We start from the raw sequence: 19,992 nt of genomic DNA, 5'->3' as shown, positions 1-19,992 counted from the left end.
TAGAATGAAATCCATGAATACAGCCCTTTACCTGAGCAGTACCTTGCGTCAAATCGAATCCCGCCATCGCGATGAACCGCTGATGCAACGAGCCGGTATAGCCGCTGCCGCCTGGGCAATCGAGTTGGTCAGCGATGATGGACTACCGGTGCTGGTGCTGGCCGGTCCGGGCAACAATGGTGGCGACGCCTTTGAAGTAGCGCGACTGTTGCGTCAGCGTTTCTTGACCGTGTATCTGGTTTTTTCGGGGCAAGTCAGTAGTCTGCCGGACGATGCCGCTGCCGCTTTTCAACGCTTTAGTTCGGCCGGCGGCACATTGCTTGAACAAATCCCCGAACAACAGCACTGGGGACTGATCGTCGATGGCTTGTTCGGCATCGGCCTGAGCCGGCCACCGAGCGGCAGACATGCGGCACTGATCGAGTCGGCGAATCGCCTGCAGCGGCGCGACAACTGCCCCTTGCTGGCACTCGACTGCCCCTCCGGGCTGAATGCCGATACCGGCCAGGTCTTCGAACCGGCCATCGAGGCCACGCACACGATCACCTTCATTTCGGGCAAACCGGGCTTGTTGACCGCAGCAGGGCCGGATCATTGCGGGGAAGTCCGGGTGGCGAATATCGGCATCGATCCGTCGATCAATTTCCCGCCGACCGCCTGGCAACTGGCCCGGATGCACTTCGCCGGCTGTCTGAAGCCACGCCGGAAAGACAGTCACAAAGGCAGTTTTGGCAGCGCCGGGATACTCGGTGGCGCCCATTCGATGGTCGGCGCAGCTTTATTGAGCGGACGTGCGGCGCTCAAGCTCGGGGCCGGACGCGTCTATCTCGGCCTGCTCGACAGCACGGCGCCCGCCTGCGATCTCCAGCAGCCGGAATTGATGCTGCGTACGGGCAAGGACCTGTTGCTCACCGAACTGGCCGCCCTCGCCTGTGGCCCCGGTCTGGGCATGTCGTTGCAGGCTGGCGAATTGCTGGAGGCGGCGATCAGCCTCGATCAACCGCTGGTCCTCGATGCCGACGCCCTCAACCTGATCGCCCGCGAAGGCAATCTGCAGGTTGCGCTGGCCAGCCGTTCCAACCCGGCAATCCTGACCCCGCATCCCGCCGAAGCCGCCCGTCTGCTGGCCTGTTCAACCGAAGCGGTGCAGGCTGCCCGCCTTGATGCAGCGTGTGGTCTGGCCGAACGTTATCGCTGCCACGTGGCGCTGAAAGGCTGCGGTACGGTGATTGCTGCGGTCGACGGGCGTTTCTGGATCAATTCCACCGGCAATCCGGGCATGGCCACCGCCGGCATGGGCGATGTGCTGACCGGGCTGATCGTGGCCCTGCTCGCTCAGGGGTGGCCGGCGCTCGAAGCCTTGCTGGCCGGGGTGCACCTGCACGGTGCTGCAGCCGACCGTTTGCTGGCCCAGGGCTGTGGCCCGATCGGCATGACGGCCGGCGAAACGATAGCGCCGGCCCGCCAGTTGTTCAACGAATGGGTGGGTACGGGTAGAGCATATTGAGTGAAATGCTCTGGCCGTTGGGCTGGACCATGCGTACGTGCTCCCGCTTGAACTCCCCGGCATGCTTCAGGCCGCAGGCGTGGGCGATCATTTCGATTTCCTTGTTCATGTTGCGTGTATAACCGGCCACCCGTTCGGCCTTGTCCTCGACCACCAGGCCACGCTGCAGGCGCGGGTCGTGTGTCGTGATGCCGGTCGGACAACTGTTCTGGTGGCAACGCAGGGCCTGGATGCAGCCGAGCGAAAACATGTAACCGCGCGCCGTATTGACCAAATCGGCGCCACAGGCCAGCGCCCAGGCCACCTTGGCCGGGGTGATCAGCTTGCCGGACGCAATCACCTTGATCCGGTCGCGCAAACCGCTTTCGATCAGCGCATCGACGACACGGGGCAAGGCTTCGTTGATCGACAGCGCCATGTGATCGGCCAGTGCTTGCGGCGCAGCCCCTGAACCGCCTTCGCCGCCGTCGATGGTCAGGAAGTCCGGCGCACAGTAGAGGCCGCGTCGACGAACTGCTTCGATCAGCTCATGCATGAATTGCCAGCCGCCAATCGCAGTTTTGATACCGACCGGCTTGCCGGTGATTTCACGCACCTGGACCACCATATCGAGCAATTCATCCATGTTCCCGGTTTCCGGGTGACGATTCGGCGAAATCGAATCGACGCCGAAGGCAATGCCGCGGATCCGGGCAATTTCTTCGGTAACCTTGGCTGCCGGCAAGACGCCGCCTTTGCCCGGCTTGGCACCTTGCGAAAGCTTGATTTCAAAGGCACGTACCGTTTCGTGCGCCGCCATTTCACGCAGCTTGGTCGGGTCGAGCTTGCCCTGGCTGTCGCGCACCCCATACTTGGCCGTGCCAATCTGAAAAATCACATCGCAGCCACCTTCAAGGTGGTAAGGGCTCAGGCCGCCCTCGCCCGTATCCATGTAACAGCCGGCCATGGCCGCACCGCGCGACAGGGCCTGGACGGCCGGACGGGAAATCGCGCCATAGCTCATGCCGCTGATGTTGATCCGCGAGCGGGCTGAAAACGGCTTGTCGCACCAGCCGTCACCAATCAGTACCGGAGGTGTCGGTTGATGGTCGGCTTCCAGCACAGGGAAAGCGGCATTGACGAAAATCAGTGCCCCGGATTGATTGATGTCGTAAGTCGAGCCGAAGCCGAGAATGCCGCCTTCGTTCTTGGCCAGACGATAGACCCAGGCCCGTGTCGCCCGGTTGAAGGGCATTTCCTCACGGTCGCCGAGAAAGAAATATTGCCGGAAATACTCGCCCAGACTCTCGAAAAAGAACCGCAGATGGCCGATGACCGGGAAGTTGCGCAGAACGGTATGACGCTTCTGGGTGATGTCGCGCAGATACCAGTAGCTGAGCAGGATGGCCAGAATCAGCGCAACAAGCACGCCGATGCTGACATGAAAAACACCGATCATCTCGGACATGCAGGCTCCTCAAACGGTACAATTCCGCTCCCAGCATGCCGACTCAACGCTTCCATGTCCATCGAATTTGATTTCCCGCTCGCCTCTGAAATTACCCGCAACGTCGATGCCGCCCTGCTTGAGGATATCGGTGCCGGCGACATTACCGCCGAACTGGTTCCCGCCCGGCGCATTGCCCAGGCCACCGTGGTTTCCCGCGAGCCAGGCGTTTTGTGCGGCACGGCCTGGTTCGATCAGGCCATTCTCAAGCTTGATCCGAATGCGACTGTCGTCTGGTGTGCTGCCGATGGTGACCGGATTGCCGCCAACCACGTTCTTTGCCAGATCAGCGCCAATGCCCGCGCCCTGCTTTCGGCAGAACGTACTGCCCTGAATTTCCTTCAACTACTCTCGGCGGTTGCTTCCAAGGCCCGGATTTACGCCGATGCGATCGAAGGCACCAAGGCCCAGGTTGTCGATACCCGCAAGACCCTGCCGGGTTTGCGTATCGCCCAGAAATACGCCGTTCGTGCCGGTGGCGGCGGCAACCATCGGCTTGCCCTGTGGGATGCAATCCTGATCAAGGAAAACCATATTCACGCCGCCGGCAGCATTGTCGGTGCGCTGACCGAAGCCCGACTGGCGGCCGAACGCGCCGGTTCGCGCTGTAAGTTCATCCAGATCGAGGTCGAATCGATCCGCGAACTGGAAACTGCCCTTGATGCCGGGGCCACGATGATCCTGCTCGATAATTTCTCACTCGGCATGATGCGCGAAGCGGCCCGGATCAATACCGGCCGTGCGGTGCTCGAAGCTTCCGGCAACGTCACGCTGGAAACCATTCGTTCCATTGCCGAAACCGGCGTCGACCGTATCTCGGTCGGTGCCTTGACCAAGGATGTCAAGGCGCTCGATCTCTCGATGCGCTTTATTGACTGAACCCTTCCCGGCCTGCAGTTTCTCTGCGGCCCCAAGGCCGCCAGCCTCGTACAGGCCGGGCGGCCCGGAATTCTCCGGGTTCTAGCGGAAAAAGCGCCCGAGCAGCCCTGAAATGATGCCGGGCTTGCTGCTTTGTACCGGTGCCTGCGGCGCAGCCGCAACCGGTTCTGCATTCACCATCTGCTTGACGAGTACGGCGTAATCCCGGTCTTCGTTGGCAATGTGGTTGAGCAGCCATTTCGCCAGCATGCTGTGCAATTCATCGGCAATATCTTCACCCTTGGCTGCCCGCATGGTGAATTCGGTAATGCGCTTGATGAACAGTTCATGCACTTTCTTGTGCGGCTTCAAAAACTTGTAGCCAGCCTCTTCCAGCATGGCTTCCTCAAAACCGAAGTGCGACTGGGTGTAATCAATCAACTGCTCGATCACTTCCGTCACCAGATGCCGGTCGCCCTTCTGCTTGGCGATTTCCAGATCGTTGATGTAACCGACGATTCTCTTGTGCTGGGCATCGATGACTTCAATCCCGGTATCCAGTCTGCTATCCCATGTAATAGGCACTTTTGTTCCCCTTTGATTCTTTGCCGGTTATCAGTCCGGCAATCCTTTAAATCGAGGTAGCAAGTAAATATCACTTTAGTCATGTCACTATTGACCTTAGTCAATCGACTGTTGCATGGCATAAGGAATAGTCCTGATAAAACACAGGTTTGATTTATCAAAAATTACATTTGTGCTAATATTTTCGAACAAAAAGGAGAGGCGATGAACAGCAAACACCGGATTGCGATTATTGAAGACAACACGCCGCAACGTGTCATCCTGAGTCGCCTGCTCTGCACCGATTACGAAGTCACGGAATTTTCCGGCGGTGAGGAGTTCCTGGCTTGTCATGAGCAGTTCGATGTTTTACTGCTCGATATCGAGATGCCGGACATCAACGGTTACGACACCTGCCGTGCCTTCCGCGCTCGGCCGGGAAGCGGCAACATCCCGGTCATTTTTGTCTCGGCGCACGACACGGCGCCCGAGCGTGTTGCCGCCTACGAGGCCGGCGGTGATGACTTCGTGACCAAACCGATTGCCGTGCATGAGCTGAAGCACAAGATCAAAGGGGTCATCGATCAGGGCGATCGCCTGCGCCAACTGGCCGATCAGTCTTCAAACGCACAAAAGATAGCCTTTGCCGCAATGACCGGCATGAGCGATCTGGGGGTAGTCATTGAGTTCCTGCGAGAATCCGCCAGTGGGCACAGCTATGACTGCATCGGGCGACAGCTGATTCAGGCCATGAAGGCTTGGGGGCTCAAAGGAGCCGTCCAGATTCGCGGTTGCAATGAGCTGCTTGTTCTCTCGACCGAGGGAGAAATGTCGCCTTTGCAATCCTCCGTGCTCGATACGCTGAAGGATATCGGTCGCATTTTTGAGTTCGGCTCGCGGGCGGTGCTCAATTACGCGCATGTTTCATTACTCGTGCAGAACTTGCCCACCGACAACCCGGAAAAAGTCGGACGTTTGCGCGATAACCTGGCTGTCCTGGCGGAAAGTGCGGATATCAGGATTGGCGGACTGGATGCCAGCAAGGAACGCGACTTGCAGAAACTGGGCATCGAAGGCGTGCTGGCTGAGTTGCGTGGTGCGTTGGCGCGAATCAATGACAAGTCGCGCGACAATCGCAGCAATGGCCAGCACCAAATGGTCGAAATGATCGAAGGCCTGAGCCGGACCATCGTGACGCTTGGCCTGACCGAAAGTCAGGAAAGCTATGTAGAGGACTTGCTCAAGGAGGCACTGGATGAAACACACCGATTCTTCGATCAGGCCATTTCGATCGAAGGCGAGTTCTCGGAAGTTCTTGCCCGCCTGCAGCGGCTGGCCGCTTCGGATTACCGCGTATAAAAAAAGGGGCCGCAGCCCCTTCTTCCAATTGCTTAAACGCGTTCGACCAGGAAGCGCTTGATCGCTTCGACATCGGGCGCCATGACCACGACGTGCTGGGACAGATTCTCGATCCCGGCCAACTCCGCCGGACGAACCGGCTCGGTACCCAGTGCCTCGCGAATGGTTTCCTCGAACTTGGCCGGTTGAGCCGTTTCCAGCACGATCATCGGGAGCCCCGGCTGGCGATGCTCCAGCGCCACCTTCAGGCCATCGGCCGTGTGGGTGTCGAGCATGACGTTGTAGCGACCCTGTGCGAAACGGATGGTATTGATCCGGTCGACATGCGTGCTCTTGCCGGAGACAAAACCGAATTCGGGCATGTTTTTCCAGTAGACCGTGGCAGACAGGTCGAAAGCCTCGCCCTTGTCGACCTTGGCCCACAGTGCCTTGACAACCGCCGGGTCGCGGCCGACCAGATCGAACACAAAGCGTTCGAAATTGGAGGCCTTGGAGATGTCCATCGACGGACTGGAGGTCACGCTGGTTTCAAGCGAGGTGCGCGGACGATAGACGCCGGTGCGGAAGAACTCGTCGAGCACGTCGTTTTCGTTGGTGGCGAGCACCAGTTGCTTGATCGGCAGTCCCATCTGGCGGGCGATGTGCCCGGCGCAGATGTTGCCAAAGTTACCGGACGGCACGGTGAAGGCAACCTGCTCGTCGTTCGATTTGGTAGCCAGGAAGTAGCCCTGGAAGTAATAGACGATCTGCGCCGCGACGCGGGCCCAGTTGATCGAATTGACTGCGCCGATCTTGTATTTGGCCTTGAACTCGGCGTCGTTGGAGACGGCCTTCACGATGTCCTGCGCATCGTCGAACATGCCGGTGACGGCGATGTTGAAGATGTTGGCGTCCTGCAGCGAATACATCTGGGCACGCTGGAAGGCGCTCATCTTGCCATCCGGCGAGAGCATGAAGACCTTGACGTTGTGCTTGCCGCGCATGGCGTACTCGGCGGCCGAGCCAGTATCGCCGGAGGTCGCGCCGAGGATGTTGATCGCCTCACCGCGCTTGTCGAGCACGTACTCGAACAGGTTGCCGAGCAGTTGCATGGCCATGTCCTTGAAGGCCAGCGTCGGGCCATTCGACAGTTCCTGCGTGTAGAGCCCCTCTTCCAGCTTGGTCAGCGGCGTGATTTCGGCTGCGTTGCCGCCGTTGCGGGTATGGCGATAGACATCGGCCGTGTAGGTCTTGGCAACCAGCGCCTTCAGATCGGCGGCCGGAATGTCGGTGATGAATTTGGCGAGGATTTCGTAGGCCAGATCGGCGTAAGACAGCTTGCGCCAGGCGTCCAGTTCGGTACGGCTGATCTGCGGATAGCTTTCCGGCAGATAAAGGCCGCCATCCGGCGCCAGACCGCCGAGGAGGATGTCGCAGAAAGCCTGGGGCGCGGCGTGACCGCGAGTCGAAAGATAGCGCATGGCGAAAACCTGAAAAGCGAAAAACGGTGATTTTACCGCGTCGACCGCGAGACGCGCATAGCTTGCAGCAGGCCAAATGCAAAGAGCAGTACGCCAGCCATCAAAAATACCCCGGCCAACGCATCCTGATTGGCCAGAAGCGCAATCGCCGAGAGGATGAACAAGCCTCCCCGCCAGGCGCCACTCGCGGCCAGTTTCTGGCGCATGATCGGCCGGGCCGGCAACATCGGGCCGGGCCAGCGCCAGACGGGCAGCAATTGGCTGAGCGCCCCGGTGATCAACGGCAACAGGAAGCCTGCCCCCCAGGCATAAAGGCTGGGCCGCCCCTCAAGCAAACCGGCACCGTGGGCGACGCCGGCAGCAAGGGTCAGCAATAACCCGCAGACCGCGGCGAGCAGTGATGCAGCAACACCGTCGGCCAGCATTTCGCGCAGGCCGAAACGTCTGGCCCACTGGCCGATCAGGCCGAGAGCGGCGACCAGCAACAGCGCTGCGCCAGGGACGGCAAAAGGCCACAGGATTGCGGTGCCGGAACCAATGACCAGCGCACCGCCGGCCACCAGCCAGAGCCGCCGCCGCAACCAGCCGGCGGCTTCGGGGTCGGGCTTGCCGAGTGCCGTTGGCAGCAGGACCGGCAGCGTTCCCAGTGCCGCCAGACCGACCAGGCCAATGGTGTTGAGATGCAGGTGAAAAAGACGCAAGGCTCGCCAGTAGGCAGGAAAGAATCCGATAAGGATAGCGGCCAGCAAGGCCAGCATCAGGCAGCCGAGAGCGGCGCCATACCAGCGCCAGCCGGGATGAGGTGACCCCAGGGTTGCTCTCGCCCGCCCGGCAATCCAGTTGAGCAAAATGGCGGCCAGCGCGAGGTCGACCGTGGCGGCCAGATAAAGCAGGCTGCGCGGCAACCAGCCCTGCATCGAAAGCACAGCCACGCCACCAACGATCTGGGCGAGGAATGGCAGGCGAATTATCCAGCGACTGGGGTCGCCCGTACGGGTCAGCACGGGCACAAAATGGCTCATCGCAGCGAAAATCAGCGGGACGATACCGATGGCGAAAGCCAAGTGAGCCACCGCCAGTGGCGTTCCCCAGCCGGCCAGTGTGCACACGGCACTGCCGAGCAAGGCAAGAAGCGACAAGCCAGCAAGGGCAAGGAGTCTGTTCACGGTGGGGTAAGCGTTGCCGGTCGGTTTTACCGGCTCAAGTCGTCAAGGCGTGCACAGTAACATTGCCCGGGGTCGGGCGGCGGAGGGCCGCCCGCCGGAGAGCAAAGATCAGTTGCCGGGTGTTCAGGCGACAACGGCAAAATCGATCACGATGGCACCCGGTTCGCGCTGCTTGTACTCGATGCTCAGGCGTGCGCCGTAACGTTGTTGCAATTGGGCAAGCAGCGGCAAGGGATCGTGGTCATTGCAGAAGCGCATCGTCTCGCCCGGCATCAGCGCATCGAGTGCACCGAAGATGGCGGCGTGACGAAAGCGCTTGGCGATACCTCGAGCGTCGAACGGATAAAGCGCTTCCGGGGTGGTGTGGTTGCAGGCGTGGATGGGTTGCATCATGGTTCCTTTGAAGGGCATGCCGGATTGGCATTCAGGAAGGATTGTGCCGAGCGGCGCAGATCATTTCCTTGATCCGAATCGGAATAAACATGACTGTTGTGGGGGCTTCAAATCACTCCGATATTTCCCCGGGAAAAACTGCCTGTCGCTTTTCCGGGAGCCTGCTATAAAAAATGAACGAGGGGATTTTTCAACGATCCGGATACAAGGAGCCAGTCATGTTCAGCGAACTGCTCAAAAAAATCGGTTACCACGGTATCGAGGATGCCGTTGAATTCCTGATGTGCGGTATCGCCATCGTTCCGGCACTCCTGATGCTGTCCGGATTCATGCTTGGCGGCGCGATTTCGATGGTTGTCCTGCTGCTTCTGACCATGCTGGTGGGCATGCAGGCACCGCCGCTTCCGCCACGAGCTGAAAAGAAGGATGAGCGCCCGGACCATTTCCCACGGCGCTGAGCAACCGGACGATTGTGTCGCCCGGTTGCCAGGCATCGTGGCGTTCAATTACTTTGCTGCGGTCAACCGCCTGTTTGCGAGCATTTTCTCCAGGCTACGCAGCAGTGACGACCACAAGGGCTGCGTGTCGGGCGGGAGGATGACAAACTGCGCGGCGGTCCGGCCCGTCAGTTCGATCCAGCCGCCCTGCTCGACCGGCACACTGTTTTCTGCATCCAGTTGCGTCTGTGCCTGATGGATATTTTCTGCCAGCCAGCAAAATGGGCTGCGCACTTCAGCGCAGCCGCTCAGCAATAGCAAGGTGCTGCCGCCTTCGACCAGGATCTGCCTGGACTCGCCTGCTGCAAGTTCGATTTTCATCATCTGCTGGTCACCCATGTTGCCACTCCTTGTCGCTATCCCGATCACCGGGAGATGACACATCGTAGCCAGCCCGACTGCTGCAAAACAGCGACAGAAAACATGTGTCTGAACCGAAGCAGATATGAATTTTTGCAACTGCTATGGTTCAATAAACTCCCATCTATATCTGTTCCACGATTTGTCGCCAAGGGATGATCAGGCATGGACAAGCTACCGATTTATCGCCGTCTGGCACAGCACTACCAGGAAGCCATCGAAACCGGCACATTGCGTCAGGGAGATCGTTTCCCGTCGATTCGGGTACTCATGGCGCGACACGAGATCAGCCTGTCCACTGCGCTGCAAACCTGTCGGCAACTTGAAAGCGATGGCTGGCTTGAGGCTCGGCCGCGGTCGGGAAATTTCGTCCGCCAACCCCGTCGCCTCAGTGCGCCAGCGCTTGAGGAACCTCGCCACGGTCAACCGCTTGATCCGGCCCAATATGTCGGCATTCATGCGCGGGTCTCCGATTTCGTGGCCCGTGGCCGCCAGTACCCGGTCAAGGTTAATTTCTCCAGCGCCCGTAGCGCCCCGTCGCTGTACCCTGGCGAAGCCCTGAAAAATGCCGCGACACGTGCCTTGCGCCTGAATCCGGATCTATTGGTCAAACCGGCCCCGGCAAACGGCAACGCGGCATTCCGCACCGTTCTGGCCAAGCGGGCGATGATGAACGGCATGGTGCTTGCGCCGGAAGAAATCGTGGTTACCCAGGGCTGTATCGAAGCGCTCAACCTGGCATTGCGCGCCGTGACCCAGCCCGGCGATATCGTCGCGGTGGAATCGCCCACTTTTTATGGCTTGCTGCAGGTCCTCGAGACACTCGGTTTGCGGGCGCTGGAGATTCCGACCAGTCCGCACAGCGGCATTTCACTGGAGGCGCTTGAACTGGCGGCCCGGACTCACGAGCGCATTAGTGCCATGGTTGTGGTCCCTGTCCTGCAAAACCCTCTCGGCAGCATCATGCCGGATGCCAACAAGGCAAGACTGGTCGAATTCTGCGCCGCACAGGATATCGCCCTGATCGAGGACGACACCTACAGTGCACTGACCAATGGCGATATCCCGCAGCGCGCACTGAAGAGTTGGGATCGCAACGGAAATGTCATTCATTGCGCCTCGCTGCACAAAATTCTTGCCCCGGGAATGAGGCTGGGCTGGATGAACGCCGGCCGCTGGCACTCCCGGGTAGAAATGCTCAAATACGTACAAAGCCGGAATAATGAAGAACTGGCTCAACTGGTTGCTGCCGAATTCATGGCATCCAGCGCCTACGATCGCCACCTGCGCCACCTGCGCAGCAACCTCAAGTCGCAACGCGAACGGAGCGCTGAAGCGATTGCCGCCTATTTTCCGGAAGGCACGCGCCTGACCGAACCGGCCGGCGGACTGGCGCTGTGGGTTGAATTACCTGCCGGCTGTTCGTCGAAGCGCATATTCGATGCCGCATTGGCCGAGGGCATTTTCATTGCGCCAGGGCTGATGTTTTCCAATTCGAACCGCTTTGATGGCTACATTCGCCTCAATTGCGGTGCCCCGTTCACCCGTGAAATCGACAGCGCACTCAAGCAACTGGGGAAAATCATCACTCTCTCCGCGTCCCTTTGATGCGCTAGCAAGCCTGGTAGCTAGGCTTGCTGCGGTCAACATGCCGTTTGGTCATAAAACCGACTCGTCGCTGTTTTATACTCGCAAGAACATCACCCGTCGGAATTCCATGAATCTCAGGCATCGGCTTTTCGTTGTTTTGCTCACCTCGCTCGTCGGCCTTGCTCCTGCAAGCCAGCTGGCAGCCGTAGAGTTGAACGCCTTGACGGAGCCTTTGCCCCCACTCAATTACGAGCAGAACGGCAAAATTGTCGGTTTCTCCAGCGAGCTGCTCGACATGCTGGCGAAAGACTGCGGCCTGACCCTGCACAAAAATATCCTGCCCTGGGCCCGTGCCTATCAAATGGCCCAGCAGCAAAAAAACACCATACTTTACTCACTGGTTCGGACCCCCGAGCGCGAATCCCTCTTTCAGTGGGTCGGGCCGATCAGCAAAAGGCGTATTTACCTCTACAAATCAAGCCGGAGAACTGACATCTCGCTGGCCTATATCGAAGATGCAAAACGCTTTCAGATCGGCGCCGTTCAGGAGTCAGCCGCAGTAAAAACCTTGCTCAAGCGAGGTTTTCAGGTCGGCAAGGAACTCGATCTGGCGATTGATGACGATAAAAACATGCGCAAGTTCAAGGCCGGTCGCTTCGATCTTTTGCTGTCGCTCGATTGGGCGGCGATGTACAACGCCAAGCAAAACAACATGAATGTCGATGAACTGGAGCCTGCCATCCTGGTTGATGACAGCTCAGAGTACTGGTTTGGTATCAGCCTTGAAACCAGTCCCCAAATCGTTGCCCAACTCAACGGTGCATTGCTGCAGGCAAAAAAAGACGGCCGTTTGACCGCCTTGACCCGACGCTATCTGCCCGAAAACAAAACACATTGAACCTCGCCCACCGGGGTTTGGTGTGGCTCCCCCGGATTTGCAGCGAATTATTTTTGTGCGGACACTTCGGCAATGACTTCATTCCACGCCGAATCAATCGCTCCCATCAGCATGCCAGGGGCGCTACCGCCAAACCCACCCATCCGCAAAGAGCCCTTGGCGTTCTTCGAGGTGATCAATTTTCCGGACGCGGACTCCACTGCATCGATTGTCACGTCTGCGCTAGCCTTGCCGGCGCCACCGATCCCACCAATCCATCGCAATGCACGATTGCCTGCATTGAAAAGTGCTTTGGTGTTGATGATTAACAGTCGCTCGTTATTGGAATCGGGCGCTTCCGCAACCGTGTAGCCCTCACCCTTGAACCATTTGGCCAGATTTGCAGTTGCCTCTGTTTCCAGGTCTTCGTAATACTTGACTTCATCCGGGCTATTTCTATCCATATCCGCCTCAATGGCCACCTTGGCGACATATACAGCCTGGTATCGTTTGCTGGAATCTTGCTCGCCAGACCAAGCGCAGGTCATCGACAGGGTTGCCAGGAAAGCAATTACGAATTTCATCAACTTGTTCATGGGGCTTGCTCGCGAGGAGAAAAGAGAGAGGGGAGATTCTCTGCGGACACTTACCCATTCAGCAATTGTCCAAAGGTCATAGAGGGCAAGCGGAATGAATAACTTGCCGTCGCAACAAGCACTTGGGTGCTGCATTGGCTGGCATTGAAGTAAGGTTGGAATGATGCTGTGCGTAAAAATGGGGAGTGCATGCCGATGCTCCGACGGAAAAAAACACGCATTGATGCGGCTTTTTGGCGTATCGACAAATCAAGTGGTGCCGGATCGGGAATAAAACAAACCGCGAAAACTATTGCAGCAGAGTCATCTTCAATTTATAACTTTTCGATATACCCCCAAAGTTACCCCCGCGTGAACGGCGTTGCCCCTTCTCTGCCCAATCTTGATGTCAGCACGCCGCTGGTTTTTATTTCTCGCAATCTCACAATCTCATAGCCATCTCTCCATCATTTCGCCAAGTTGTTCAGTTGGCGCTGTGGCAATGGCAGCAAGGCGATGGTCAGCAGACCAATTAGGAGCCAGGTCGATTCCTGAGTTTTTCAAAGCGGGATTACGGTCGAAGGCGACCGCATGATGGCAAAAATGCAGGCTCGTCAGTTGCTGCTACCGTTGCGCTGTCTCGAGTAGCTCACCAGCGGTAACGCACTCTTTTCCCGCCTTTGGGTCAATCTCATCAATGATTCCCCACCCCGATAGGACTCCTAGGGAGATCCAAGTCTGGAAGAACTTCTGTTCTCCTGCGGCAATCGTGAATGGCATCTTCGAATCGTGCTCTAGAGTCTTCACAACTAGGGTGTGTGTTCCTGGCTTAACCTCCTGATAGAGGTAGGTGCTACGAGGAATGATGGCTACTTGCTTCCCATCAAGCTCGACGTCGGGACGAATCCCCATGCCCATCGTCCTGCTGTTCCGGCAAACGTAGATTTGGGCCAGTTCGGATTTGGGTTCGAATTTTTTAATCTCAGCACTTCTAGCCGGATCCCCCATCGGTACATTTGCACACCCGGTGACAGTTAGCACTGCCGCAGCAACCAGTAATGAACGCATTTTTAGCCTCCCCCTCGATTTGTGAGGCCGAAGGTTACTGAAATTATGTGAGGCTGGAAATCAGCCAAAGGTTATAGCCTGCATCGCTTCACCATAGTCTGATGTTAGTGCGACCTTAGTGTTACCTCGGGGTAACCTTGGGGTGTAACTGGCTGTGTAACTTAGCTCAATGAATGTAAAACGCGCCAACCTGACTTTGTACCGAGGGCGCTTTACACCACCGCCAGAAGGAATCTATGACTTTTGTAAGCGATTGTTTGACTCAACATCTCAAGGCATTATTTCTGTAGATGACAAACAGGAGGCGGGATGAACAATCTAGACATTGCAAAAATAATTCTTGAGACCGCAAATACTGAACTGCATGTCGATGAGATTGCAAAAAAAGCACTTGAAGGTGCATTAATTCAAGGCATCTCATTGGATAGTCTTGCCAGCAAACTATCCTCCGCACTTTCGTTAAGTGTTAAGCGCACTACAACGCCCTTCGCCAAAGTAAAAAACAAAGCGGGTGGCTTTAAACGAGGCGTTTATCGGCTAAAGCGCACTCGACCAACCACTATCGAACCATCGATTCCTGAACCGAGCGCGGTAGAGGACACTGGATTTATAGGCAAAGGTGGCGAATATGCAGTCATGTCGGAACTTCTTTTCCGCGGATTTAATGTGTCATTGATGTCCGTCGACAAGGGGATTGACATCGTTGCCGCGAACGAAAAAGACAAGTATTTTCACTTGCAAGTAAAGACAGCCAATCCTAAAGATGGAATTTTTCAGTTTGGCATTCGACGTAAATCTTTCGATGCCAATCATTCAAGCCAAACTTTTTACGTCTTCGTTTTGCGCAAAGAGTTTAGATGTGACTATGTCATCATGCCGAATAGCCAGATTGCCAATTTCGTTGCTCTCGGAGTAATTCGAGGGCAAGACACGCTATCGATGCGAATCACTTATGACAGTAAAACTCGAAAGTACTCACTAAACAATAGTCAAGACATCAGCATTTTTGTAAACCGTTTCGGACAAATTTGTTAAATTCGCCTTACCTACCGATCAATCTTCTTGATCGGGCTCAAGACCAGAATAGGCGTTTTATCATGGATGCCAATCACAAGCAGAAGCCTTTAATTATCTTCCAGCGTCCTCAAGGAGCGTGGCCGAAGGTTGGTCAAGAGATGACGCCGGAAGCTCAGTTGTTCATGGATCAAGTAACGGAGATGTTCAAGGAAACAGGGCCGTACTACACCACAGATATTCCAGTACCGCCAACGAAGTAAAATAGGACTTCAATCTGCTGGCATCTGGCACCATCTATTCATACGCAACGTAGCAATGGCGCTTTGTTAGGGACCTTATTGGCCATTTTCCCATCGGGAAAACTAAGGGCTAGGCAATGAAATCCTGTACAGATTTATGTGCAGATTACTGTACTTAGCAAGAACACCTATTGACCTCAGCTACTCCCGTTTCTTAGCCGATTAAATGTCCGATTACCTAGCCGATTAGGCTATAAATCTCCCTCATTTAACGCCAGTCTAGCTCCTAACGGGAGGCGACAAAACACAGGGAATTTCATGACCACCACCAAGAAAAACCTAGTGCCTTCAATGGACGACCCGAAGTGGAGCAAACCGCAAGTGTTTCCACGAACATTCGGGCCGATAACGGAATTGGTAGTATTCGACGGAGACAGGGAAATGTTCTTGCAAGCGGAGTCTCCGCAGGCTGTCGAGAAAAACCAGCAAAATACGAACAATAATGCGCACAAAAAAACGGAGTGAAAAGCAGTTGATACGCCCACTGGACAGCTTAGCCATTACTGCCCACTAAAACCAATAGGTCATACGGCATCGCCAAGTGATCACAACGTTCAATCTGATTTCACCGATTGGGTGGTAACCAAAATTGGTAACCGGCTAGGATTAACTTGCAATCCGTCGACCAGAGCACTGTCGCTATGAGGCGGGGCGCTACGATACTTGGCCACTGCCTTCACGAATGCCGTTACATCCGGGCAGTTAAGCAACCCCGCCGCTTTGCAGCAACCTAACGGGGCCTCATAGAAAAAAATCAAACCACTGCGACTAGGTACTCTGGAGTGGGGCGTCCGTTCCCACTGTTGCATCCGGTGCTAACTCGCTTGCTGAATCGTCGCCTATGCCGGTGCGACAACCACGATGACTCCGAGCCAGAGCAAAAGTATTATAGATCATGGTGGCTGGCGGGAGGGACAGCAGATGCTGGATCAAGCCAGCTATTCCCTCCGAAGAGACTCACGCGGAAGCTGATTTACCGAACGTTCCACCAGTTTCAGAAGTATATCAAAGGACTTTATCCATACTTATTGACACCTCGAACATACGCCATAAGGAATGAATCGAGCGAACCTGCCTGTTCAAACTGGTAGATGTGCCTACATTCATGGGCCAGCAATCTTTCGGAATAGTGACCTTCGCGGATCAAAATCCCGTAACCAAGGGTAATTCCAATTACTCCGTTACCTAACAGCCCCATTGCCTTGACGGCATCACCAAGGAGCCGGTCTTCCGGAAAAGGGAAATCTGTTACTTGCAGCACCTTTACCAAGTCTGTGTTCTTCACGCCGATAGGCACCGCCTTCTACCTCACAAACGCAAACGCCCCGAGGACTGCAATCCAAGGGGCGCTCTAACCGAAACTGACTAAAGGAGTAATCAGTATGGCTACTGTCAATAATAACGCAGCACATCAAGCACCGGCCCCCGATGGGAAGCCGTTCGTCTTTCTGGGCAAGCATCTTGCTTCATTCATTGGCGCAGAGGTGAATCATGGCTAACACCACCCCTGGCGCATGCCAAGCAGCCAGGTGTGCCGCAACGCAATGTCTTCGCCTGGAAGCAGGAGAAGCATCAACCAGCAGCATTCCTGCCCTCGTTGAATCCATCCAGCGCATGGCTGGAAAACTCTCAAACATTGGAGTGACGCAATGATCCGCTCCGTAGAAATCAACACCAGCAAGCACGAAGATGGCCTGATGTGCATCCAGTGCGCAGAAGGCATCATTTCAACGCTATCCAATCTGTGCTTGAACCAGAATGGCGGAAGTATTCAGATCAACTCAGAGATGCTCGGCGAAGCGCTGCACGGCATTGATATGCTGCTTATAAAAGGTCGCAAAATGATCGAAAAAGCTGTTGCTCGCGAGGTGAAGAAATGAGCGACTATCGTGTACGTGACATGATCTTCAACTTGTTTAAAAAAGCACAAGACAAGCTGAGCGATGATGAATTGAAAAACATTTCGATGATTGCTTGTGACGAAGCAAAAGGGAGTGTTTCCAATCTCAAAACTACTGTTGAAGGGATTGCCAGCCTAATTGCTAACGACTCCAATCACAACCCGGTTGATGCATCAGGAGCTTTTATCGATGACAAAAATATTCATCGGCTTTTATATTCGATTGCATCTCAACTTGAGTTTGTTTTGACGCTGCAAGAGCTTGAGTGTGAAGCGGATATGAATCTATTCATAAGAAGCAGTAAGCCCTAAGAAAAACACCCTTGCCCCCGCCCACTGTGGCGGGTTTTGCATTTAAGACGCTGACGCATCATCAGCGCCTGGAGGTCGCTCTATGCTGCACTAGCGTGTAAAGAGACGACATCTGTGCCCGCTTTGAGCTTATCCAGATAGTCCGCCCATAGCTGCATCATCGCTTTGCGCTCCTTGAGGAACTTGGTTCGGTTGTAAGCTGTGCCGTTAGCGTCAGGCACTTTGTGGGCCAACTGATGTTCAATCACTTCCGGCTTTACATGCAGTTCTTCGTGAAGGATCGTCCGAGCCATAGCCCTGAAGCCGTGCCCGGTTATTTCGGTCTTGGTGTCGTACCCCATGCGGCGTAACGCTGCATTGACTGCGGCCTCGCTCATTGGCTTCTGGGGGTCACGTCCGGGGAAAACGTGGCGTCCGTGTCCTGTCAAAGCATGAAGCTCTCGTAGGGTTACTACAACTTGTGACGCGAGCGGCACCAAGTGTTCTGTCTTGGTTTTTGTGACGAAGTAGCGCCATTCAGCTTTATCCAAGTCAAACATTTCCCATTCGGCTTTTCGCAACTCACCGGGCCGAACAAATACCCTCGGCGCAATCTCCAGGGCGCACTTGACCACAAACGTGCCTCTGAATGCTTCAAACGAGCGGAGCATGTCGCCAACCTCGCGAGGATCGGTGATGCTGGCGAAATTTCCCGAGACTGCTGATGGAATAGCACCTTTCAAGTCAGGGCATGGGTCACGCTCTGCCCTGCCTGTCGCTATCGCGTAGCGCATTACCTGACTAATCTGCCCCCGGCATCGATGGGCGGTATAGCGAGCGCCTCGCGCATCGATGCGACGAATGACCGACAACACATCTGGAGCGGAAATTTCGGTGACAGGCTTTGCACCAAGCCACGGGAAAACATCATTCTGCAGGCGAGCCAAGGTCTTATCGTACTGCCCGGAGGTGACTAGAGACTTCTGCCCTTCAAGCCACTCCCTGGCTATAACTTCAAAGCTGTTGGCGTTTAGCTCTTGCCTGGCTGCTTTCTGTGCTTTTCGATTCTCAGCCGGATCAACGCCTGCAGCCAGCAGCTTACGGGCTTCGTCTCGCTTGTTTCGTGCGTCCTTCAATCCGACATCGGGATAAGTGCCGAATGAGAGCAGCTTTTCTTTCCCATCAACCCTGAACTTCAATCGCCACCATTTGGCCCCATTCGGATTGATCAACAGGAAGAGGCCCTTCTCGTCGGTGAGCTTGTAGGGCTTTTCGGTCGGCTTGGCGGTGCGGATCGCTGTATCGGTCAAAGGCATTGGGGTAACTCCATCCCTGAATCGGTGTCAATCCGAGGTGTTTGGGGGTAACAGAACTCAGGATTTGCCCACCTACCCCCATGGTTACCCCCATCAATGCCCGGATGGTGTTGGACGATACTACACTCAGAAAAACAAAAATCCAATAAAAAACCCGCACTTAGGCGGGTTTTCTGGACTTGCTTGGATCACGTTAAACGCTTGATTGGTGCCCGGAGCGGGAATCGAACCCGCACAGCCATAAGCCGAGAGATTTTAAGTCTCTTGTGTCTACCGATTTCACCATCCGGGCTGGCTGGCCGATTATATCGATCGGTGCCGGGATATGAAAAAGGGAAAGCATGCGTGCTTTCCCTTTTTCTATATTTGGAGCGGCAGAAGAGTCTCGAACTCTCGACCTATACCTTGGCAAGGTATCGCTCTACCAACTGAGCTACTGCCGCATATTCTTTCGGTACAACTTTATTGCACCAAAATTCATGCTACTGAATTTTTGGAGCGGCAGAAGAGTCTCGAACTCTCGACCTATACCTTGGCAAGGTATCGCTCTACCAACTGAGCTACTGCCGCATCTTTTTGGAGGCGCGAGCCGGAGTCGAACCGACCTACACGGATTTGCAATCCGGTGCATAACCGCTTTGCTATCGCGCCTTCGCACTACTTTTACTGCTTTGGAAAAGCCGAGCTTTCCCGGTGAAACTGGAGCGGCAGAAGAGTCTCGAACTCTCGACCTATACCTTGGCAAGGTATCGCTCTACCAACTGAGCTACTGCCGCGTCAAACAGAGCGCGCATTATAGGCCAAGGGCGCGCGATGTCAACAGCGTCTTGCTATTTTTCTCCACTACGGCGGGCAATCTCGGGCCAGGCCATGCGCATGTAATATCCCATCGACCACAGAGTCAGCAATGCTGCGATCCACATCAACCAGTTACCCAATTGCTTCACATCCACGCCGAACAGGGGGACGTAGTAAAGCAAGAGCGGAATCGCCAGCATTTGTGCGGCGGTCTTGATCTTGCCGAGCATCGAAACGGCAACGCTCTTGGCTGCACCTATCTTGGCCATCCATTCACGCAGTGCAGAAATGGTGATTTCGCGGCCGATGATGATTGTCGCAACGATGGCGTCTGTTCGCCCAAGCTGAACAAGGATGATCAGCGCTGCGGCAACCATCAACTTGTCGGCAACCGGGTCAAGAAAGGCACCGAAAGCCGAGGTCTGATTCAGTTTGCGCGCCAGGTAACCATCTGCCCAGTCAGTCAGCGCCGCTGCCATGAAAATCAGTGTTGCCGCCACATCCCGCTCGCTGAGCGTGGCCCATGGCTCGGGCATGTAATAGACGGCGATCAGCAGCGGTATCGCAAGGATACGCAGCCATGTCAGCAGGATGGGTAAATTCAGGGGCAT

General features: G+C 55.7%; 23 protein-coding genes and 5 tRNA genes. 12 read left to right on the top strand and 16 right to left on the bottom strand.

Annotated elements, in window-relative coordinates:
- The first annotated feature begins 13 nt into the window (after positions 1-13).
- Positions 14-1,507 carry an NAD(P)H-hydrate dehydratase gene (locus GBK02_RS10410; RefSeq protein ID WP_203466607.1) on the top strand — a complete coding sequence of 498 codons (1,494 nt, stop codon included), beginning with the start codon at positions 14-16 and terminating at the stop codon, positions 1,505-1,507.
- Here GBK02_RS10410 and GBK02_RS10405 read toward each other — a convergent pair.
- Positions 1,473-2,954, bottom strand: a complete 1,482-nt coding sequence (locus tag GBK02_RS10405) for an FMN-binding glutamate synthase family protein (protein WP_203466606.1) — start codon at positions 2,952-2,954, stop codon at positions 1,473-1,475. The two genes, GBK02_RS10410 and GBK02_RS10405, sit on opposite strands and share 35 nt — an antisense overlap.
- A 54-nt stretch (positions 2,955-3,008) precedes the next feature.
- Here GBK02_RS10405 and nadC point away from each other — a divergent pair, with 54 nt between their 5' ends.
- Complete coding sequence (nadC, locus tag GBK02_RS10400; RefSeq protein WP_203466605.1) at positions 3,009-3,872, top strand: carboxylating nicotinate-nucleotide diphosphorylase; 864 nt, start codon at positions 3,009-3,011, stop codon at positions 3,870-3,872.
- Between the two features lie 81 nt (positions 3,873-3,953).
- Here nadC and GBK02_RS10395 read toward each other — a convergent pair whose 3' ends face one another.
- Entirely contained in the window at positions 3,954-4,436 is a 483-nt protein-coding gene (locus tag GBK02_RS10395; RefSeq protein ID WP_203466604.1) for a bacteriohemerythrin, read from the bottom strand.
- Between the two features lie 204 nt (positions 4,437-4,640).
- Between GBK02_RS10395 and GBK02_RS10390 the strand changes: the two genes are divergently transcribed.
- Positions 4,641-5,774, top strand: a complete 1,134-nt coding sequence (locus GBK02_RS10390) for a PleD family two-component system response regulator (protein ID WP_203466603.1) — start codon at positions 4,641-4,643, stop codon at positions 5,772-5,774.
- A 32-nt stretch (positions 5,775-5,806) separates the two neighbouring features.
- Here the strand turns inward: GBK02_RS10390 and thrC are convergent, their stop codons facing one another.
- The 3 genes from thrC to GBK02_RS10375 form a co-directional block, all read right to left on the bottom strand.
- On the bottom strand, positions 5,807-7,234 hold the full coding sequence (gene thrC / locus GBK02_RS10385) for a threonine synthase (RefSeq protein WP_203466602.1): 1,428 nt from the start codon (positions 7,232-7,234) through the stop codon (positions 5,807-5,809).
- A 32-nt stretch (positions 7,235-7,266) separates the two neighbouring features.
- On the bottom strand, positions 7,267-8,400 hold the full coding sequence (locus GBK02_RS10380; RefSeq protein ID WP_203466601.1) for a hypothetical protein: 1,134 nt from the start codon (positions 8,398-8,400) through the stop codon (positions 7,267-7,269).
- Positions 8,401-8,523: 123 nt separating this feature from the next.
- On the bottom strand, positions 8,524-8,793 hold the full coding sequence (locus tag GBK02_RS10375) for a DUF2249 domain-containing protein (RefSeq protein WP_226409180.1): 270 nt from the start codon (positions 8,791-8,793) through the stop codon (positions 8,524-8,526).
- Positions 8,794-9,011: 218 nt separating this feature from the next.
- Here GBK02_RS10375 and GBK02_RS10370 point away from each other — a divergent pair, with 218 nt between their 5' ends.
- Positions 9,012-9,251 (top strand): hypothetical protein, encoded by a 240-nt coding sequence (locus GBK02_RS10370; RefSeq protein WP_203466600.1) that lies wholly within the window; start codon positions 9,012-9,014, stop codon positions 9,249-9,251.
- Between the two features lie 48 nt (positions 9,252-9,299).
- Here the strand turns inward: GBK02_RS10370 and GBK02_RS10365 are convergent, their stop codons facing one another.
- The gene (locus tag GBK02_RS10365) at positions 9,300-9,629 is read right to left on the bottom strand and encodes a hypothetical protein (protein ID WP_203466599.1); all 330 of its coding nucleotides are present in this window, start codon (positions 9,627-9,629) and stop codon (positions 9,300-9,302) included.
- A gap of 186 nt (positions 9,630-9,815) precedes the next feature.
- Between GBK02_RS10365 and GBK02_RS10360 the strand changes: the two genes are divergently transcribed.
- Both GBK02_RS10360 and GBK02_RS10355 read left to right on the top strand, forming a co-directional pair.
- Entirely contained in the window at positions 9,816-11,258 is a 1,443-nt protein-coding gene (locus tag GBK02_RS10360; RefSeq protein ID WP_203466598.1) for a PLP-dependent aminotransferase family protein, read from the top strand.
- Positions 11,259-11,367: 109 nt separating this feature from the next.
- Complete coding sequence (locus GBK02_RS10355) at positions 11,368-12,138, top strand: ABC transporter substrate-binding protein (RefSeq protein ID WP_203466597.1); 771 nt, start codon at positions 11,368-11,370, stop codon at positions 12,136-12,138.
- A 47-nt stretch (positions 12,139-12,185) separates the two neighbouring features.
- On the opposite strand, the gene GBK02_RS10350 is transcribed toward GBK02_RS10355, so the two are convergent.
- On the bottom strand, positions 12,186-12,713 hold the full coding sequence (locus GBK02_RS10350) for a hypothetical protein (protein WP_203466596.1): 528 nt from the start codon (positions 12,711-12,713) through the stop codon (positions 12,186-12,188).
- A 189-nt stretch (positions 12,714-12,902) separates the two neighbouring features.
- On the opposite strand from GBK02_RS10350, the gene GBK02_RS10345 reads away from it, so the two are divergent.
- The gene (locus GBK02_RS10345) at positions 12,903-13,148 is read left to right on the top strand and encodes a hypothetical protein (RefSeq protein WP_203466595.1); all 246 of its coding nucleotides are present in this window, start codon (positions 12,903-12,905) and stop codon (positions 13,146-13,148) included.
- 168 nt (positions 13,149-13,316) lie between these two features.
- Here GBK02_RS10345 and GBK02_RS10340 read toward each other — a convergent pair whose 3' ends face one another.
- Complete coding sequence (locus GBK02_RS10340) at positions 13,317-13,760, bottom strand: DUF2846 domain-containing protein (protein WP_203466594.1); 444 nt, start codon at positions 13,758-13,760, stop codon at positions 13,317-13,319.
- Positions 13,761-14,069: 309 nt separating this feature from the next.
- Between GBK02_RS10340 and GBK02_RS10335 the strand changes: the two genes are divergently transcribed.
- The 3 genes from GBK02_RS10335 to GBK02_RS10325 all read left to right on the top strand — a co-directional run bounded on the left by GBK02_RS10335 (position 14,070) and on the right by GBK02_RS10325 (position 15,541).
- A complete protein-coding gene (locus tag GBK02_RS10335; protein WP_203466593.1) occupies positions 14,070-14,795 on the top strand; it encodes a hypothetical protein in 726 nt (241 codons plus the stop codon).
- 62 nt (positions 14,796-14,857) lie between these two features.
- The gene (locus GBK02_RS10330; protein WP_203466592.1) at positions 14,858-15,037 is read left to right on the top strand and encodes a hypothetical protein; all 180 of its coding nucleotides are present in this window, start codon (positions 14,858-14,860) and stop codon (positions 15,035-15,037) included.
- 297 nt (positions 15,038-15,334) lie between these two features.
- Entirely contained in the window at positions 15,335-15,541 is a 207-nt protein-coding gene (locus GBK02_RS10325) for a hypothetical protein (RefSeq protein ID WP_203466591.1), read from the top strand.
- A 550-nt stretch (positions 15,542-16,091) separates the two neighbouring features.
- Here GBK02_RS10325 and GBK02_RS10320 read toward each other — a convergent pair.
- A complete protein-coding gene (locus GBK02_RS10320) occupies positions 16,092-16,361 on the bottom strand; it encodes a hypothetical protein (protein WP_203466590.1) in 270 nt (89 codons plus the stop codon).
- A 364-nt stretch (positions 16,362-16,725) separates the two neighbouring features.
- Here GBK02_RS10320 and GBK02_RS10315 point away from each other — a divergent pair, with 364 nt between their 5' ends.
- Both GBK02_RS10315 and GBK02_RS10310 read left to right on the top strand, forming a co-directional pair.
- Positions 16,726-16,956, top strand: a complete 231-nt coding sequence (locus tag GBK02_RS10315) for a hypothetical protein (protein WP_203466589.1) — start codon at positions 16,726-16,728, stop codon at positions 16,954-16,956.
- Positions 16,953-17,288: a hypothetical protein gene (locus tag GBK02_RS10310; RefSeq protein ID WP_203466588.1), complete on the top strand. Its 336-nt coding sequence runs from the start codon at positions 16,953-16,955 to the stop codon at positions 17,286-17,288. The genes GBK02_RS10315 and GBK02_RS10310 overlap by 4 nt, the downstream gene beginning before the upstream one ends.
- 80 nt (positions 17,289-17,368) lie before the next feature.
- On the opposite strand, the gene GBK02_RS10305 is transcribed toward GBK02_RS10310, so the two are convergent.
- From GBK02_RS10305 to pgsA, 7 genes are all read right to left on the bottom strand, one after another.
- Positions 17,369-18,583: an integrase arm-type DNA-binding domain-containing protein gene (locus tag GBK02_RS10305; RefSeq protein ID WP_203466587.1), complete on the bottom strand. Its 1,215-nt coding sequence runs from the start codon at positions 18,581-18,583 to the stop codon at positions 17,369-17,371.
- Positions 18,584-18,789: 206 nt separating this feature from the next.
- Positions 18,790-18,875, bottom strand: a tRNA-Leu gene (locus tag GBK02_RS10300).
- 75 nt (positions 18,876-18,950) lie between these two features.
- Positions 18,951-19,026 (bottom strand) — tRNA-Gly (locus GBK02_RS10295).
- Positions 19,027-19,077: 51 nt separating this feature from the next.
- Positions 19,078-19,153, bottom strand: a tRNA-Gly gene (locus GBK02_RS10290).
- Positions 19,154-19,160: 7 nt separating this feature from the next.
- Positions 19,161-19,234: transfer RNA gene (locus GBK02_RS10285), tRNA-Cys, on the bottom strand.
- A 49-nt stretch (positions 19,235-19,283) separates the two neighbouring features.
- A tRNA-Gly gene (locus tag GBK02_RS10280) sits at positions 19,284-19,359 on the bottom strand.
- Positions 19,360-19,413: 54 nt separating this feature from the next.
- Positions 19,414-19,992: a CDP-diacylglycerol--glycerol-3-phosphate 3-phosphatidyltransferase gene (pgsA, locus tag GBK02_RS10275; protein WP_203466586.1), complete on the bottom strand. Its 579-nt coding sequence runs from the start codon at positions 19,990-19,992 to the stop codon at positions 19,414-19,416.

The sequence above is a fragment of the Dechloromonas sp. TW-R-39-2 genome (genome assembly GCF_016864195.1).
Lineage (GTDB): Bacteria > Pseudomonadota > Gammaproteobacteria > Burkholderiales > Rhodocyclaceae > Azonexus.
The sequence above is the reverse complement of the archived record's forward strand: the minus strand, read 5'-3'. Positions and strand labels throughout refer to the sequence as shown.